General features: G+C 56.6%; 16 protein-coding genes and 1 rRNA gene. 10 read left to right on the top strand and 7 right to left on the bottom strand.

Annotated features, from left to right (window positions below):
* Nucleotides 1-43: 43 nt before the first annotated feature.
* The 4 genes from OM794_RS02160 to metK all read right to left on the bottom strand — a co-directional run bounded on the left by OM794_RS02160 (nucleotide 44) and on the right by metK (nucleotide 4,299).
* Nucleotides 44-805 (bottom strand): ABC transporter ATP-binding protein, encoded by a 762-nt coding sequence (locus OM794_RS02160; protein ID WP_226251419.1) that lies wholly within the window; start codon nucleotides 803-805, stop codon nucleotides 44-46.
* A complete protein-coding gene (locus OM794_RS02155) occupies nucleotides 802-1,860 on the bottom strand; it encodes a FecCD family ABC transporter permease (RefSeq protein ID WP_226251418.1) in 1,059 nt (352 codons plus the stop codon). Before OM794_RS02155 ends, OM794_RS02160 begins: the two co-directional genes overlap by 4 nt.
* On the bottom strand, nucleotides 1,857-2,876 hold the full coding sequence (locus tag OM794_RS02150; RefSeq protein ID WP_226251417.1) for an ABC transporter substrate-binding protein: 1,020 nt from the start codon (nucleotides 2,874-2,876) through the stop codon (nucleotides 1,857-1,859). Before OM794_RS02150 ends, OM794_RS02155 begins: the two co-directional genes overlap by 4 nt.
* 202 nt (nucleotides 2,877-3,078) lie before the next feature.
* Nucleotides 3,079-4,299 carry a methionine adenosyltransferase gene (metK, locus tag OM794_RS02145; protein WP_226251416.1) on the bottom strand — a complete coding sequence of 407 codons (1,221 nt, stop codon included), beginning with the start codon at nucleotides 4,297-4,299 and terminating at the stop codon, nucleotides 3,079-3,081.
* Nucleotides 4,300-4,554: 255 nt separating this feature from the next.
* Here metK and tkt point away from each other — a divergent pair, with 255 nt between their 5' ends.
* The 7 genes from tkt (at nucleotide 4,555) to OM794_RS02110 (ending at nucleotide 11,677) form a co-directional block, all read left to right on the top strand.
* Nucleotides 4,555-6,546, top strand: a complete 1,992-nt coding sequence (tkt, locus tag OM794_RS02140) for a transketolase (RefSeq protein WP_226251415.1) — start codon at nucleotides 4,555-4,557, stop codon at nucleotides 6,544-6,546.
* A 3-nt stretch (nucleotides 6,547-6,549) separates the two neighbouring features.
* Nucleotides 6,550-6,903 carry a CidA/LrgA family protein gene (locus tag OM794_RS02135; protein WP_088699559.1) on the top strand — a complete coding sequence of 118 codons (354 nt, stop codon included), beginning with the start codon at nucleotides 6,550-6,552 and terminating at the stop codon, nucleotides 6,901-6,903.
* Complete coding sequence (locus OM794_RS02130) at nucleotides 6,893-7,618, top strand: LrgB family protein (RefSeq protein ID WP_226251414.1); 726 nt, start codon at nucleotides 6,893-6,895, stop codon at nucleotides 7,616-7,618. Before OM794_RS02135 ends, OM794_RS02130 begins: the two co-directional genes overlap by 11 nt.
* Nucleotides 7,619-7,723: 105 nt before the next feature.
* A complete protein-coding gene (locus OM794_RS02125) occupies nucleotides 7,724-8,761 on the top strand; it encodes a type I glyceraldehyde-3-phosphate dehydrogenase (protein WP_226251413.1) in 1,038 nt (345 codons plus the stop codon).
* A gap of 72 nt (nucleotides 8,762-8,833) precedes the next feature.
* On the top strand, nucleotides 8,834-10,003 hold the full coding sequence (locus OM794_RS02120) for a phosphoglycerate kinase (protein WP_226251412.1): 1,170 nt from the start codon (nucleotides 8,834-8,836) through the stop codon (nucleotides 10,001-10,003).
* A 108-nt stretch (nucleotides 10,004-10,111) separates the two neighbouring features.
* Nucleotides 10,112-11,176, top strand: a complete 1,065-nt coding sequence (fba, locus tag OM794_RS02115; protein WP_226251411.1) for a class II fructose-bisphosphate aldolase — start codon at nucleotides 10,112-10,114, stop codon at nucleotides 11,174-11,176.
* 150 nt (nucleotides 11,177-11,326) lie between these two features.
* Nucleotides 11,327-11,677, top strand: coding sequence for a hypothetical protein (locus OM794_RS02110; protein WP_226251410.1), 351 nt, complete (start codon nucleotides 11,327-11,329; stop codon nucleotides 11,675-11,677).
* 16 nt (nucleotides 11,678-11,693) lie between these two features.
* Here OM794_RS02110 and OM794_RS02105 read toward each other — a convergent pair whose 3' ends face one another.
* A complete protein-coding gene (locus OM794_RS02105) occupies nucleotides 11,694-12,119 on the bottom strand; it encodes a hypothetical protein (protein ID WP_226251409.1) in 426 nt (141 codons plus the stop codon).
* Nucleotides 12,120-12,404: 285 nt separating this feature from the next.
* Between OM794_RS02105 and OM794_RS02100 the strand changes: the two genes are divergently transcribed.
* The 3 genes from OM794_RS02100 (at nucleotide 12,405) to OM794_RS02090 (ending at nucleotide 14,459) form a co-directional block, all read left to right on the top strand.
* Nucleotides 12,405-13,106 carry an HAD family hydrolase gene (locus tag OM794_RS02100; protein WP_088699554.1) on the top strand — a complete coding sequence of 234 codons (702 nt, stop codon included), beginning with the start codon at nucleotides 12,405-12,407 and terminating at the stop codon, nucleotides 13,104-13,106.
* A complete protein-coding gene (locus OM794_RS02095; RefSeq protein WP_226251431.1) occupies nucleotides 13,106-13,480 on the top strand; it encodes a translation initiation factor Sui1 in 375 nt (124 codons plus the stop codon). The genes OM794_RS02100 and OM794_RS02095 overlap by 1 nt, the downstream gene beginning before the upstream one ends.
* A 70-nt stretch (nucleotides 13,481-13,550) precedes the next feature.
* A complete protein-coding gene (locus tag OM794_RS02090) occupies nucleotides 13,551-14,459 on the top strand; it encodes a nuclease-related domain-containing protein (RefSeq protein WP_226251408.1) in 909 nt (302 codons plus the stop codon).
* Nucleotides 14,460-14,467: 8 nt separating this feature from the next.
* Here the strand turns inward: OM794_RS02090 and OM794_RS02085 are convergent, their stop codons facing one another.
* Both OM794_RS02085 and rrf read right to left on the bottom strand, forming a co-directional pair.
* Nucleotides 14,468-15,799 carry a deoxyguanosinetriphosphate triphosphohydrolase gene (locus OM794_RS02085; protein ID WP_226251407.1) on the bottom strand — a complete coding sequence of 444 codons (1,332 nt, stop codon included), beginning with the start codon at nucleotides 15,797-15,799 and terminating at the stop codon, nucleotides 14,468-14,470.
* A gap of 142 nt (nucleotides 15,800-15,941) precedes the next feature.
* Nucleotides 15,942-16,057: ribosomal RNA gene (gene rrf, locus OM794_RS02080) — 5S ribosomal RNA — on the bottom strand.
* Nucleotides 16,058-16,178: the final 121 nt, after the last annotated feature.

Raw genomic sequence — 16,178 nt, 5'->3', positions numbered from 1 at the left:
TAACTTAATTCAAAGTATGAACGATGCAATACAAGGCAAATTTTTAACGCGCGAAATGAATATGCAGCCGATCATGGTGAGGGGAGGTTTCTATATGGGCATCTACCGAAAAGACATCACGCAGCAGACGTTGGGTCAACACCTCTTCAGGCGTACCGGCAGCCACGATCTTACCCGCCTGCATAACCAGCAGTCGATCACAGTACATCGCGGCGTGGTTGAGATCATGGAGTGCCATGATACTGGTCATCGGCAGGCTGGAGACCAACCGCAACAGGTTGACCTGATGCTGCACATCCAGGTGGTTGGTGGGTTCGTCGAGAATGAGTTCTTTGGGTGATTGAGCCAGAGCCCGCGCCACATGAGTGCGCTGTTTCTCACCCCCGGAGAGGCTATGCCAGGCATCGTTGCGCTTTGCGCTCATACCGGTTCGCTCCAGCGCTGCGTTGACCGTCGTATCGTCCTCGCGTGTCCAGCCCGATAGCATCGAACGGTGTGGGAAACGGCCCAGTTTGACCACATCGATCACCTTGAGGTTGGCATTGGTCGTGGCGTGCTGTTCGATGAAGGCCACGCGCTGGGCAATGGTTCGGCGGCGAAAGGTTGAAAGCTCCTGCCCATCCAGCAGGACACGTCCGGCATGCGGTCGCTTGAGGCCGGCCAGCAGCCGTAACAGTGAGGTCTTACCAGAGCCATTGGGGCCCAGCACCCCCAGTAGCTTCCCCTGTTCGGCTTCGAAGGAGACACCATCGATCACCGTCTTGGTGCCGATTTTCCAGATCAGTTTGTCGGCCTTGATGCTCATGATGCGCGCTGTAACCGGTAAAGAATGACAGAGAAGAACGGCACGCCCACAAGCGCCGTGACCACACCAATCGGCAGGGATTGCTGCGGAATCAGCACGCGGGAGGCGATATCCGCTACCACCATAAAGATCGCCCCTACGATGGCACAGGCAGGCAGCAGGACGGCGTGGCGTGGCCCCACCACGAAACGCGCCGCGTGGGGAACCACCAGGCCAACGAAGCCAATGGTGCCCACCATGCTGACGATGGTAGCGGTAATGACGGCAGTGAGTGCGAACAGGACGATTCTCGTTCGGCCGACATTGACGCCCAGGGAAGCGGCGGCCTCATCGCCGAAGGCAAAGGCATCCAGCACACGTGCATAGCACAGACATGCGATCAGCCCCAGCCCGACCACGACCAATACCAGAAAAAAATCCGGCCAGCGCACGCCGCCAAAGCTGCCGAGCAGCCAGAACATCACATCCCGCGCCTGCTGAGCATTGCCCGCCGTAGTGACGAAATAAGAGGTTACGGCGTTGAAAAGCTGCGACGCCGCGACCCCCGCCAGAATGGTGCGGTCAGCACCACCGCGCGCACCGTTCGACAGCAGCGCCACAAACAAAAAAGCGGCAAAAGCGCCGATAAAGGCACCCGAGGAGAGCGATACCGCGCCAGCGCCGAGCCCCAAGATTACGATCAGTACGGCGCCCGTGGATGCCCCCGCGGAGATACCGAGTACATAAGGCTCTGCCAAGGGATTACGCAGCATCGACTGCATGATGGCGCCCGCCAGTGCCAGTCCGGCACCGCAGAAGGCGGCCACCAGCGCTCGGCTCAAGCGATAATCCCAAACGATGGCTTCGTGAATACGATTGAGCTCGAACGACGACCAGCCGAGCTTGTTGGTGATCACCGCGTAGGTCGTCGTCAACGGGATTGGCATATCGCCAATCCCGACGCTGATCCCCACCACCAGGGCAATCGCTACAAGCGAAGCAAGCAGCAGGGCTGGTACCCATACCCAGTGTGATAGCCGCTCAGTTGATTGCGGCATCTCAATTGTGACACTCATCTCAGGCCGAGCGCCTCAAGCTGTTCGGCTACCTCTTCGGCACCGAAGATCGTCCTCATTGTCGGATCCATGGCATGTCCATCCATGACCACGATCGCGCCGTTTTTAACCGCCCTCATCTCGCGGGTCGCCGGATCCGAATTGAGAAACTCGATCTTGGCCTCCGAGTTGTCTAAATCCCAGCGATTACGTTCGACGCGAGCCACCACAATGACGTCTGGATCGGCCGCGATGATGCTTTCCCACCCAAGTGCCGGCCACTCCGCATCGGAGTCGATGGCATTGGTTCCCCCGAGCACATCGGCAATAAAGCCGGAGGCACCGTTTTTTCCGCCAAGGTAGGCATCGGCAGACGGCGACGGGCTGGAGAACCAGAAGACAAAGGAGAGCGGGTCGCTATCGCCAGGAGTCTCTTCCCGTAGCACCGCTTCACGCTGCTTTAGATCTTCGATCAGTGCCTGGCCTCGCTCGTCGACGTCGAATATCCGAGCCATTTCGTCGATCTCCTGATACAGGCCGTCCATACTCCAGCGCTGCTCGCGACTGCCGTAACCGAACTTGTCCTTGGCCGCGTCTTCGGCAACGCAGGTGTTGGGGGACAAATAGGTCGTCACCCCCACGTTATCGAAGTCCTCCCGCGTCGCCACTCTGCTGGAGGGGCCGATCAGGCTAGGTAGCGCGGCCGTGACGAGATCCGGATTTTTGGCCAGGATGGATTCGAACGTCGGAAACTCGACCGTCAAGACCTCCACCTTGGCATTGGCCTCGGCCAACTGCGGCAAGACCTGATTGGGCCAGAAGGCAGTGCCTACCATCCTCTCTTCGAGACCGAGCATCAGCATGATCTCCGCACTGGCTTGCCCCAGGCCGATCGCCCGCTCGGGTGCTTGCTCGAAAGTCACCTCCACGCCGCAGTTGTTCAGTGTCAAAGGGTATTGTGTGTTATCCGCCAGCGCCAAGGACGAAGCCAGGCCCAGCAGGGTGGAGAATCCCGTCACAGCAAGAAGACGTGTCATGGAGCACCCATCACTATAGGTAGAGGTGTAACGATTACAGGGGCTGCACTGATCAGATAACGCTAGTAGTGATACGCATTTACCAGCGCGCGCACTATAATCGAAAACCATTCTCATCACAACCTTCATCCATGCGCCCCAACAAAAACGCCCCCTGCGTAAAGCAGGAGGCGCTGAGGGTTGGCTTCAGGCGGCTAAGCGCTTACAAACCGGCAGCCTTACGCAGCGCTTCAGCTTTATCGACCTTTTCCCACGGGAAGGCGGTAAAGGTTTCGGTATGCGCTTGGCCTTTATCGTCGCTCCAGGTGTAGCTGTGTTCGAACGGCGCCCGGCCAAAGTGGCCGTAAGCGGCGGTGAGTTGATACATGGGGTGAAGCAGGTCAAGCATTTTGGTGATCGCGTAGGGGCGCAGGTCAAAGTGCTCGCGAACCAGCGCTACGATCCTGGCATCGTCAATTTTACCCGTGCCGAACGTGTCGATGGAGACAGAGGTCGGTTCGGCAACACCAATCGCGTAGGAGACCTGAATCTCACACTTGTCAGCCAGGCCCGAGGCCACCACGTTCTTGGCCACATAGCGGCCCGCATAAGCAGCGCTGCGATCCACTTTAGAGGGGTCTTTGCCCGAGAACGCGCCACCACCGTGACGTGCCATGCCGCCGTAGGTGTCGACGATGATTTTACGTCCGGTCAGCCCGCAGTCACCTACCGGGCCGCCAATTACGAATTTACCGGTGGGGTTGATATGGTACTGGGTACTCTCATCCAACCACTCAGCGGGGATCACCTGCTCGATGACCTCGCGCTTGATCATTTTGCGCAGGTCTTCTTGGTCAATGTCGGGATCGTGCTGGGTAGACAGAACGATGGCATCGACACCACAGGGCTGGCCTTCGGCGTTATAGCGGAAGGTGACCTGGCTCTTGGCATCCGGGCGTAGCCATGGCAGCAGGCCATTTTTACGCAGCTCAGCCTGACGCTCGACTAAACGGTGGGAGTAGTGGATTGGCGCAGGCATAAATGAATCGGTTTCGTTGGTCGCATAGCCAAACATCAGGCCCTGATCGCCAGCGCCCTGATCTTCCGGCTTACTGCGGTCAACGCCCTGGGCGATATCGACACTCTGCTTGCCTATCAGGTTAACCACGCCGCAGGTCGCACCGTCAAAACCGACGTCAGACGAATTATAGCCAATGCTGATAATCACATCGCGTACGAGGGTTTCTAAATCGACCCAGGCGGAGGTGGTAATCTCGCCGGCAATAATCGCCACCCCGGTTTTCACCATGGTTTCACAGGCAACACGCGCCTGTTTATCCCGGGCGATAATGGCATCTAGCACCGCGTCAGAAATCTGATCGGCAATCTTATCGGGGTGACCTTCGGAGACGGACTCGGAGGTAAACAGGGAATATTCGCTCATCGCGCACTCTACCCTCTGTATGACGGCTGTATAGTAGTCCACAGCATCAGCAGGAAATCATGGCAGGTGACCCCTGCCCGTATTAGTGAAGCGGCAGCATTATTTTTCTACCGCTTCGGGAGGCAGAGTCTACACGCTGTGGGCGATGCTTCCCAGAACGTGATCCTCAGAATTTGCCGCTAGATTTGCCGACACATGGGAAGTCAGCGACAATAGCGCCTTTATAATTTCTGTTTTCAGGCGAGGAGCACCCCCATGCCGTCCCGTTTTGAGCTAGCCAATGCCATTCGCGCCCTCTCCATGGATGCCGTTCAGAAGGCCAAGTCCGGCCATCCCGGCGCCCCCATGGGCATGGCTGATATCGCTGAGGTGCTATGGAATGACTACCTCAAGCATAACCCCGAAGACCCCAAGTGGGCCGATCGTGACCGCTTTGTGCTCTCCAATGGCCACGGCTCCATGCTGCTCTACTCGCTGCTCCACCTGAGTGGCTACGAGCTGAGCCTGGAACAGCTGCAGAATTTCCGCCAGCTTCACTCCCCCACCGCAGGCCACCCGGAATTTGGCTACGCACCGGGCATCGAGACCACCACTGGCCCGCTGGGTCAGGGCTTTGCCAACGCAGTGGGCTTCGCCATTGCCGAAAAAACCCTGGCAGCGCAGTTTAACCGCCCTGGCCACACCATTGTGGATCACCACACCTGGTGCTTTTTGGGTGACGGCTGCTTAATGGAGGGTATCTCCCACGAAGCCGCCTCGCTGGCCGGTACCCAGCAGTTGGGTAAGTTGATCGCTCTATATGACGACAACGGCATCTCTATCGATGGTGAAGTGGAAGGCTGGTTTACCGACGATACCGCCAAGCGCTTCGAGTCCTACGGCTGGCACGTGGTGCCCAATGTGGATGGCCACAAGCCTGAAGAGGTAAAAGCCGCTATTGAACTGGCCAAGAGCCATGATGACAAGCCGAGCCTGATTATCTGCAAGACCATCATTGGCTTTGGTGCGCCCAACAAGCAGGGCAAAGAGGACGCCCACGGAGCGCCCTTAGGCGACGACGAAGTGGCGCTGGCACGCACCCAGCTCGACTGGCCTCATGCGCCGTTCCATATTCCTGAACCGATCTACTCGGCTTGGGATGCCCGCTCTGAAGGCAAGGCTCGCCAACAAGAGTGGGAAGCTCGCTTTGCCCGCTATGCTGAAGCCTTCCCCACGGAAGCGCGTGAATTCAAGCGCCGCATGAAGCGCCAGCTGCCAGCAGAGTTGCCTACCGAAGCCTTGATCGAGCAGGCCCAGGAGCGCGGCGAGACCCTTGCTTCGCGCAAAGCCTCCTTTGAAGTGTTAAATGCCATTGGCCCGAAAATGCCGGAGCTGCTGGGCGGCAGCGCCGATCTGGCGCCGTCGAACCTGACCTTCTGGAAAGGCGCCCAAGCGATTACCCCGGAAGACGCCAGCGGCAACTACCTGCACTACGGTGTCCGTGAGTTTGGTATGGGGGCGGTTATGAACGGCATCGCCCTACACGGCGGCCTGGTACCTTATGGCGCCACCTTCCTGATCTTTATGGAGTACATGCGTAACTCGATCCGCATGGCGTCGTTGATGGGCCAGCAGGTGATTTACGTGTTTACCCACGACTCCATCGGCTTGGGTGAAGATGGCCCGACCCACCAACCCATTGAGCAGCTCACCAGCCTGCGCACCACGCCTAACCTGAACACTTGGCGCCCCTGCGATGCGGTGGAAACCGCCGCGGCCTGGGATGCGGCGATCAAGCGTCACTCAGGCCCCACGGCACTGGTGCTGTCACGCCAGAACCTACCCCATCAGCAGCGCACCAAAGCGCAGTTGGCGTCGATTCAAAACGGGGCGTATGTCCTGAAAGATAGCGAAGGAACACCCGAGCTGATTCTGATTGCCACCGGTTCTGAAGTGGCCCTGGCGATGGACGCCGCTGCGGAGCTTGAGCAGCAGGGCAAAGCGGTGCGGGTGGTCTCTATGCCCTCGGCCTACCGCTTTAACGGCCAGGACGCCGAGTACCGCGAAAGCGTACTGCCCAAAGCGGTCACCAAGCGTATCGCCATCGAAGCCGCCCACGCCGACTACTGGTACAAGTATGTGGGGCTGGATGGCCGCGTCATTGGCATGACCACCTACGGCGAATCTGCGCCAGCGGGGGATCTGTTCAAGCACTTCGGCTTTACCGTCGACAATGTGGTCAAACAAGCCAACGAACTACTCGGCTAAGCCATGCCAGCACTCAGTGGCTTTCTATGGTTGATTAGCTACTGGCTGATCGGTGAAGTGGTGATCCACTTCACCGCTTTGCCGATCTCTTCAGGCGTGATTGGGATGCTGCTGCTCTGCGCAACGCTCGCCGTGCGGGGCCGTGTTCCTAACAGCATTGCCGCTGCCGCTCAGCCGCTGATTGCGCTACTCGCCATGCTGATTATGCCCGGCGTTGTTGGGGTGTTTTTTATCATCGGCGAGCTGGCTGGACAGTGGACGGCTATCCTTATCGCCTTAGTGCTGGGTACGTTACTCAGTGTGGTGACCACGCTGTGGTTGCTCAAGCGGCTAATCGGGCAACCCCATGTCCGGTAACTCCTCGTTGCTCACGCTATTAACCACCACCCCGCTGTTTGCAGTCGGGTTAACGCTGGCTGCCTATTTGCTCGGCAGCCTTCTGTTTCAGCGTTTAAAGCGCCCCTCATGGCTGCCCGCTATCTTGATCGCAGCGCTGCTGCTAGCGGGGGCGTTGGCGCTAATAGGGCTGCCGTACGCCACCTACCAGCAAGGGGCCACATGGTTAACGGTGCTGTTGGGGCCCGCCACGGTGGCGCTGGGCATGCCGCTCTATCAACAGTTGCCGCGGATCGTTGAGCTGTGGCGTCCACTGACGATTTGCTTACCCCTCGCGGCGACACTGGCGGCTTGCTACTCGCTGGGCATTGCCTGGTTACTGGGCAGCTCGAACAACGTACTCGCTTCCATTGCCGCTAAATCAGTGACCGCGCCAATTGCGATCGGCATTACCGAGCAGCTCGGTGGCACCACCGCACTGCTACTGGGTGCACTGCTGGTCACCGGGGTGATTACCATTCCCTGTGTTAGCTTGGCAGCGCGTTGGCTGGATATCCAAGATGATCGCTTGATCGGTTTTGCCCTGGGTCTCAATGGCCACGCCATCGGCACGGTAAGGGCGTTTGAGATCAGTCCTACGGCTGGCGCTTTTGCCTCACTGGGCATGAGCCTGACGGGTATTTTCACTGCGCTGCTGCTGCCACTGGCCTGGCGATTGATCGGCTTGGTCAACTGATGGGCAACGGCAGTTGATGAGAATCGCCCGCTAAAATACGTTATCATCGCAAAGCGTTCTCGACTTTATCGATCATCGAAACACTTTTAAGAGCCACTCCCCCGCATGGCTAATTCTGCTCCCAGGTATCGCATCGCCATTAACGGTTACGGCCGCATCGGCCAGTGCGTCTTACGGGCGCTCATTGAGCGGCACCACCCCGAGCTTGAAGTGGTGGCCATTAATGAATTGTCTGATCTGGCGACCATCACGTACCTGACCCGTTACGACACTACCCATGGTCGCTTTCCCGGTGACGTCGATAACGACGGCCAGGCCCTTATCGTTGACGGCCATCGCATCCAGGTACTCTGCGAGCAAGACCCACGCAAGCTACCCTGGAAAGCGCTTGATGTGGATCTGGTGCTGGAGTGCTCCGGAAGCTTTAAAGATCGCGCCACCGCCGAGTTACACCTGGAAGCTGGCGCCAAGCGGCTACTGTTTTCCCAGCCAGCGGAGAACGATGTCGATGCCACCATTGTGTGGGGCATCAATGAGAACGAGCTAGCGCTGCCTCAGCGCATTCTCTCTGCCGCTTCCTGCACGACCAACTGCCTGGTGCCACTACTGACCGTCCTCGACGAAGCACTCGGCCTGGAGCATGGTGTGACGACGACGATTCATTCGGCGATGAACGACCAGCCGGTGATTGATGCCTACCACCAGACCGACCTGCGTCTTACCCGCTCGGCGATGCACTCTATTGTGCCGGTGGATACCGGCTTGGCGCTCGGCATCAGCCGCTTGATGCCCCATCTTGCGGGCCGCTTTGAGTGTCTGCACGTACGTGTACCCACGATCAATGTCTCGGCCATGGACGTGGCGCTCACCGTCAGCCGGGATACCCACCGGGACGATGTCAACACACTGCTGCTGGCCGCCAGCCAGCAGCGCTTAAAGGGTGTGCTTGGCTATACTGAAGCCCCTATGGCGTCGGTTGATTTTAATCACGACCCTCTCTCAGGCATCCTGGACGCTACTCAAACCCGGGTCGCTGGCAAACGCCTTATCAAGTTGCTGTGCTGGTTTGACAACGAGTGGGGGTTCGCTAACCGTATGCTCGACATAAGCCAGCGACTGGCCAGACTTTCAGCTCAGACATGACCTGTTACAGTCGTTTTTTATATTAGTTATTTCTATTTAACTCAACGACATACACACGAGGATACCGCATATATGAACGTGAAAAAGATGACTGACCTTCCCCTGGAAGGGCAACGCGTGCTGATCCGTGAAGATTTGAATGTGCCTATCAAACATGGCCGCGTCTCCAGCGACGCCCGCTTGCGGGCCGCGCTGCCAACGATTCAAGCCGCCATGCAGGCGGGCGCGAAGGTGATGCTGATGAGCCACTTGGGGCGCCCTACCGAAGGCGAACCCGCTGCTGAATTCTCCCTCGCGCCGGTGGCTGAGCACTTAGGCGAACTATTAGGCCGCCCTGTGCCGCTGATCAAAGCCTATCTCGGTGAAACGCTGGATCTCGCCAATGGCGACGTCGTACTGCTGGAGAACGTGCGCTTTAATAGCGGCGAGAAAAAAGACGATGAGCAGCTGGCAAAACAGTACGCCGCACTGTGCGATCTCTTTGTCATGGATGCGTTTGGCACCGCCCACCGCGCCCAGGCGTCCACCCATGGGGTAGCGCGTTTTGCCCCCAGCGCCTGTGCGGGGCCTCTGCTGGCCCAAGAGTTAGATGCCCTTGAAAAAGCGCTGGCGCATCCCGCCCGGCCCATGGCCGCCATCGTCGGTGGCTCGAAGGTCTCTACCAAACTGGATGTACTCACCGCGCTGGCGGAAAAATGCGATCAACTGATTGTCGGCGGCGGTATCGCCAACACCTTTATTGCCGCCGCGGGATACAATGTCGGCAAATCGCTCCATGAAGCCGATTTGGTGGGCCAAGCGAAAGCGCTGATGGAGAAGGTCTCAATTCCACTCCCGACCGATGTGGTCGTCGCCACTGAATTTTCTGAATCGGCCAAAGCGGTGGTCAAGCCCGTCGATCAGGTGGCTGACAATGAGATGATTCTGGATATTGGCCCAGACACCGCTGCACATTTGGCCAGCATGCTCAAAGACGCCGGCACTATTTTATGGAATGGGCCGGTTGGCGTCTTTGAGATCGATCAGTTTGGTAAAGGCACTCAGGTGCTTGCTCAAGCCATCGCCGATAGTGCAGGTTTCTCTATTGCCGGCGGCGGCGATACCTTAGCAGCCATTGATAAATATGCCATTGCGGATCGCGTTTCATATATTTCTACTGGCGGCGGTGCCTTTCTTGAGTATGTCGAAGGCAAGCAGTTGCCAGCCGTTGAGGCACTCGAAGCCGCCGCCAAACGCGGTTAACATTGTCCGACCTGAAACAGTACGATTTGAACCTGAACGCTCATCACCGTTCAAACTGACAGCTCAATCTTGACAACCCAGTCTCTACCACATAGATAAGGTAATTTCATGGCTTTGATCAGCATGCGCCAGATGCTCGACCACGCCGCCGAATACGGTTACGGCATTCCGGCGTTTAACGTCAATAACCTTGAGCAGATGCGCGCCATTATGGAAGCCGCTGATGCCACCGATTCGCCGGTCATCGTGCAAGCATCTGCCGGTGCACGTAAGTACGCGGGGGCCCCTTTCCTGCGCCATCTGATTTTGGCGGCCGTGGAAGAGTTTCCACATATTCCTGTGGTCATGCACCAGGATCACGGCACTAGCCCTGCAATCTGCCAACGCTCTATTCAGCTCGGCTTCTCCTCGGTGATGATGGATGGTTCGCTGGGTGAGGATGGCAAAACCCCCACCGACTACGACTATAACGTCAACGTTACTCGTCGCGCGGTGGAAATGGCGCACGCCTGTGGCGTTTCCGTCGAGGGCGAGTTGGGCTGCCTGGGCAGCCTGGAAACCGGCATGGCCGGTGAAGAAGACGGCATCGGCGCGGAAGGCAAGCTGGATATGGAGCAGCTGCTGACCGACCCGGAAGAAGCCGCCGAGTTTGTTAAAGCCACCCACGTGGACGCGCTGGCGATTGCCATTGGCACCAGCCACGGTGCTTACAAATTCACCAAGCCGCCTACCGGCGACACGCTCTCCATCCAGCGTATTAAAGAGATCCACGCGCGCATTCCGGATACTCATCTAGTCATGCACGGCTCCTCTTCTGTTCCCCAGGAGTGGCTGGAAGTGATTAACCAGTATGGCGGTGAGATCCCCGAAACGTACGGCGTTCCCGTCGAGGAAATCGTTGAGGGTATCAAGCATGGCGTGCGCAAGGTCAACATTGATACCGACCTGCGCTTGGCGTCTACCGGTGCAGTGCGCCGCTTCCTGGCGGAGAACCCGTCTGAATTCGACCCACGTAAGTTCTTGAAAGAGACCGTTACCGCCATGCGCGATCTATGTATCGCTCGCTACGAAGCCTTTGGTACGGCGGGCAATGCCAGTAAGATTAAACCGATCAGCCTGGAAGAGATGTTCCTGCGCTATGAGCGCGGCGAACTGGCTCCTAAGGTAAAGTAAGCGTATTAATGCCACACTTTCGAAAAAGACGACCAATCGGTCGTCTTTTTTTGTGGCTAATTAAATAGATGTTGCAATGCAGCATTGATGCACCAACACTGGTGATGAGGCCACGACATCTCGTGTTCCAGCAAGGAGGCCACAACGCTGATGAAATCGACAACTCCCCTGTCCCTAATGCCGACTACCCCAGTCGCGATGTTCGATATATGGAAAGTCGGCATCATGGCCTTTGAGCTATGGTCGACGTCTTTATCGACAATCACTATGCGACAGCATTTATGGCAAACACAGCCGTTTTTCAGTCCCAAAATGATGCAAGAAAACCAACGCATGGTCACCGAAAAACTCGAGGCCAGCATGGAGGCTGGCCTCGCCATGCAAAAAGCGCTGCTTAACTCAATGAGCGGTAAGCAAGCCCCCTGGTGGGTTACCAGCCAGCGCACAATGAAGCCTTACCACCAGCGTAGTAGCGCTAACTCGCGCAGGCTCGCCAAGTAGCGCTTAGGCACTGACGTTACTCACTGTCGTCGGTGCCATCCTCGTTATCTTCACTATTTTCCTCTTCGCTGCTATGGATAGCGTCTTCCGGGCTGCCAGTGCCACCCGTACCAGCTTCGGGATTGCGTTCCTCACTCTTACCAGGCTCTAGTTCTACGTCAGCCTCGCCCTCGCTGGAGGCTACCCCTTCATTTTTCTCTTCTTCCTCCTCCTCTTCACGGGCGCGGGCCTGTTCATCAGTGTCATCGGCATCACTGGATGACATATCCTCGTCGCGTTTCACCGACCCCGCTTTAATACCGTACTCCTCTTCAAGTGCTGCATCATCCAAAGGCTCATGCTGCTCACCCTCTGACTCATGGCTATCGGCCAATGCATAGCCCGTCGTCGTTAGTAAAGCAGCGCTGAGCGCAAAAGGTAGCATCCAAGGGGTTAATCGCATTAGGCATTCTCCATGTTGTGTTTATGACTCGATAGTGTATCCCTACCGTCCCTTCGGCGCAGCTTGGCCATTTCCAACGCTTGCACAACTGCACCACTGACGCTAGATGGCTTATAAAAGAAGCCAGAAAAATGAGCGTAGCCGTTTAAGCTGGCTCAAGAGTCGTGTTCAGGCAAGCAAAAAATAACAAAACAGTGTTCACAAATGACGTAAAATCCCGTTCAATAGCAGTATGGATGGCTTCAACTAATACTGGCAGTGCATAAGCCGCTGCAAGGAACCACAATGCCGCTCCCACTTTTGCTGTTTGATTGTGATGGCACTCTTGTCGATAGCGAACCGCTTCTGGCCGAAGAGATGGCTACCGGTCTTAATTCAATCGGCCTGCCTTTCGCGTCTAGTGATTATCTTGGCGAGTTTCGCGGAGCGCGCTTTCGGCGCATCGTTGCTGAACTGCAACAACGCTTTGGTGAGGTTGACCCTGAACAACTTGACCGCATGGAAGCCTCTATGCGGGCCAATCTAGCCACCCGGCTTGCCCAGGAGCTGACTACGATACCCGGCGCCCAAGAAGCGCTGGATACTTTATCGGCGTATCCCAGCGCAGTGGTTTCTAATGGGCCTGAAAGCAAAATTCACACGGCTTTAGAAGCGACCGGGCTTAGCCGCTACTTCGGCAAGCGTTTTTTCAGTGGCTATACCGCCAATTGCTGGAAGCCCGAGCCCTGTCTACATCTACATGCAGCGAGTATCATGGGCTATTCAGCGCATGACTGCATTGCCATAGACGATGCCTTGGTAGGTGTTCGCGCAGCGCTTCAAGCGGGGATGACGGTGATCCATTTAAACCGTTTCCCAGATGCTGAAACAACGCCTGAAAACGCTATTATGATCAGTAATATGTATCAGCTACCCGCTGTGGTGGAGCGACTCACGCGTGAGTACTGGCACACCCCTGTGCCTCAACACTCAATGGGAGGAGGATGATGGGCTCTTTACGCGACCAGCTCGGTGGTCTGGTTTACTCCACCGAACATGGCAAAACTTGCCCTACCTGCCGGGAACCACTTGATACCTGCCACTGCGATGAGCTGAGTGAGCAGCAGCGTCTAGCGGCACTGGATGGCGTTGTACGCATTCGCCGCGAAACGAGTGGCCGGAAAGGCAAAGGCGTGACGACCATTAGTGGCATTCCACTGCCTAGCGAAGAGCTTAAAACCTTGGCAAAAACGCTTAAAAAACGCTGTGGAACAGGTGGAGCCGTTAAAGAGGGTGTTATTGAAATTCAAGGCGATCATCGCGATACCCTGCGTCAAGCATTAAGCGATCTGGGTTACCAGGTTAAACTCGCTGGAGGTTAGGCCTCTACACCACTATGACTTATCGTCAGAGCTTACTACTGGATAAGTCTCTATAGAGCAAGGCACTGCAATGGCTTGGCTGGAATACGTGCTACCCCTGATCTTTCTATTCCCCATGGCAGCAATGGCCAGTATTGTCCTTGCGCTGCGCAGCCTGCATGATGCTCGCGTTCACTCCCCTTTCAACGCTCCCCTTCATGAACCGGGCCAAGCGCTGCGACAGCGTCTTGACAAAGCGTTTTCCAACCTATTTTTAAATGGCGCATTAGGGCCCATTATCAGCCTCGCCCCGCTTGTTTACGGGATGGGGCGCATGCTGTTTGTAGAGCGGCAAGACTGGGTCGAATGGGCACTGTATGGTCTACTCAGCACCTTACTTGTACTGGCGTTTTCACTGCTGCTGGTACGCGACTATCAGCGTATTCGACGCTTAAAATTAGGCTTAGCCTGCGAACTCGCCGTTGGTCAGGAACTTGAGCGCTTGGTTCGCCCGGACGCCCACCCTTACTACGTATTTCACGATGTGCCCACCGATAGCTTCACGATTGATCACGTCGTCGTAACACCTCATGGCGTATTTGTGGTCGAGACACGGGCAAGGACACTTGCCATTGGTACCGATGGCAATGAGCTCAACACAGTGGCAGTGGAGCGCGAACGCTTGCGCTTTCCACACTGGCAAGAGCGTCGACCGCTGCATAAAACGCGTCAGGGAGTTAGCTGGCTAACTCACTGGCTTGAGCGACGCTGCGGTGTGCCCGTGCCCGTACGGGGCGTATTGGTGCTGCCGGGTTGGAAAATAGATAACAGCGAAGCCGCCCCGGACATTCTGGTAGTTAGCGGTGATACGCTTGCAAAACAGATAACCGAGCTGACCCCAGGCCCGCTCAACGATGCCATCCATGACAAGGTCATTAATGTGCTGCTTGAGCGCGCTCAGTTGATGGAGTTGAAGCACCTGAGCCAACCTTCGGTTTAACGCAGTACTCAATCACCGCGCAGACGGCCGCCCATCTCCTGGGCTAGATCCACCGCGTAGTGGTCTGTCATCCCACCGATAAAGTCCAGCATTCGCCGATAGCTATCGTAGAGCGGCCAAGATGGCTGGGGAGTGTTTTCTCCTATCAGGGCCAATACACGCTGGTGTTTAAACGATGAATGCCCTGTATGGTGAAGCTCGTGCGCAGCGCCAATAAAGGCTTCCAACAGAATACCCAGCGTCGTATAAGCGCCTATCTCCAGCTTTGCCTTACGCTCATTCTGAAAAATGCGCTCTCGAGCCAACTGCTTCGCCGCCTGAACGCCCCACCCCAGATCAGGGTGGCACAGCTCTAAAAGGTCATCGCTGAGCGTGCCGCTCAGCAGAGCCTGCTCATGCTGCACGAACACCGCGCCGACATCATTAACCGCGCGCTCCATGGCCGCGCCTCTTAGTAGCGCAATACGGCGACGCTGGGACACATTGCGGGCCTGCATATCGGCATATTCGGGCGGAAACTCGCCGGCAATCTGGCGAAGTATTTCGACTACTTCTTCATAACGCAGGATGCCCATTTCCAAACCGTCTTCCAGATCCAGGAGGGCATAGCAGATATCATCAGCGGCTTCGACAAGCCAAGCCAGTGGATGGCGACACCAGCGCTGTTCGCCCTGGGGTAATAAGCCTACCGCTTCAGCCACCTCTTTGAGCAGCGCCTGCTCTGACTGGTAGGCGCCAAACTTGCCTGCACGCCCGCTGTAGCGAACGGTCCAAGGATATTTAAGCAGCGCCCCCAGTGTGGCCGCTGATAGCCGCATGCCGCCATTAAACTGGTTATATTCGATCTGGGTAATTACCCGAAAGCCTTGGGCGTTACCTTCGTAGGTCAGCAGATCCTCGCGCTCAGCGTCTGAAAGACCTTCTAACAGCCCGCTGCTTTGAGCTCGCTGAAACCAATCGCGAATAGCATACTCGCCGGCATGACCAAAAGGGGGATTACCAATGTCATGGCCAAGGCATGCCGTTTGTATAATGACGCCAAGATCCGCAGGGGTGATCCATTCAGGCAAACGATCATGCAGCAGTTCACCCACAATCATCCCCAGAGAGCGGCCTACACATCCAACCTCTAGCGAGTGAGTTAAGCGAGTATGGATATGATCGTTTTCGGTCAGCGGATGCACCTGGGTTTTGCGCCCAAGGCGCCTAAACGAACCGGAGAAAACAATTCGGTCGTGATCCTTATGAAACGGACTACGGCCGATTTCGCGGGTGCTTGTTGAGCGTTGGTCGTGAAGACGACGTGGGGAAAGCAACTGCTCCCAGCGCATCTGAGTCATGGGCATTCCTCCTAGAGGAGTGCATTCTGACATAAAACGCCGGAAAACCGTACGTTAGGGTGAGGTGAGCGGTGTGAGGTGTGAGGTGTGAGGCAAAAAAATCCCCCAAGGCGCAAGCCCCGGGGGATTTTTCATAATAAGTGCCTGACGATGTCCTACTCTCGCATGGGGAGACCCCACACTACCATCGGCGCTAAGCGGTTTCACTTCTGAGTTCGGCAAGGGATCAGGTGGTTCACGCATGCTATGGTCGTCAGGCGTAACTGTTAATGCATATCATGCTGACTATTAAATTGTGTGCGTCTCATTGCTTGCCGCCCTGGCGTTATGTCGCTGGGGCCACACGCTGCGTATCCGGCTTTTTCATTGACGTCATCAT

It is taken from the genome of Halomonas sp. BDJS001 (assembly GCF_026104355.1).
GTDB lineage: Bacteria > Pseudomonadota > Gammaproteobacteria > Pseudomonadales > Halomonadaceae > Vreelandella.
Note: the sequence above shows the minus strand (reverse complement) of the source record. Positions and strands in the feature narration are given on the sequence as shown.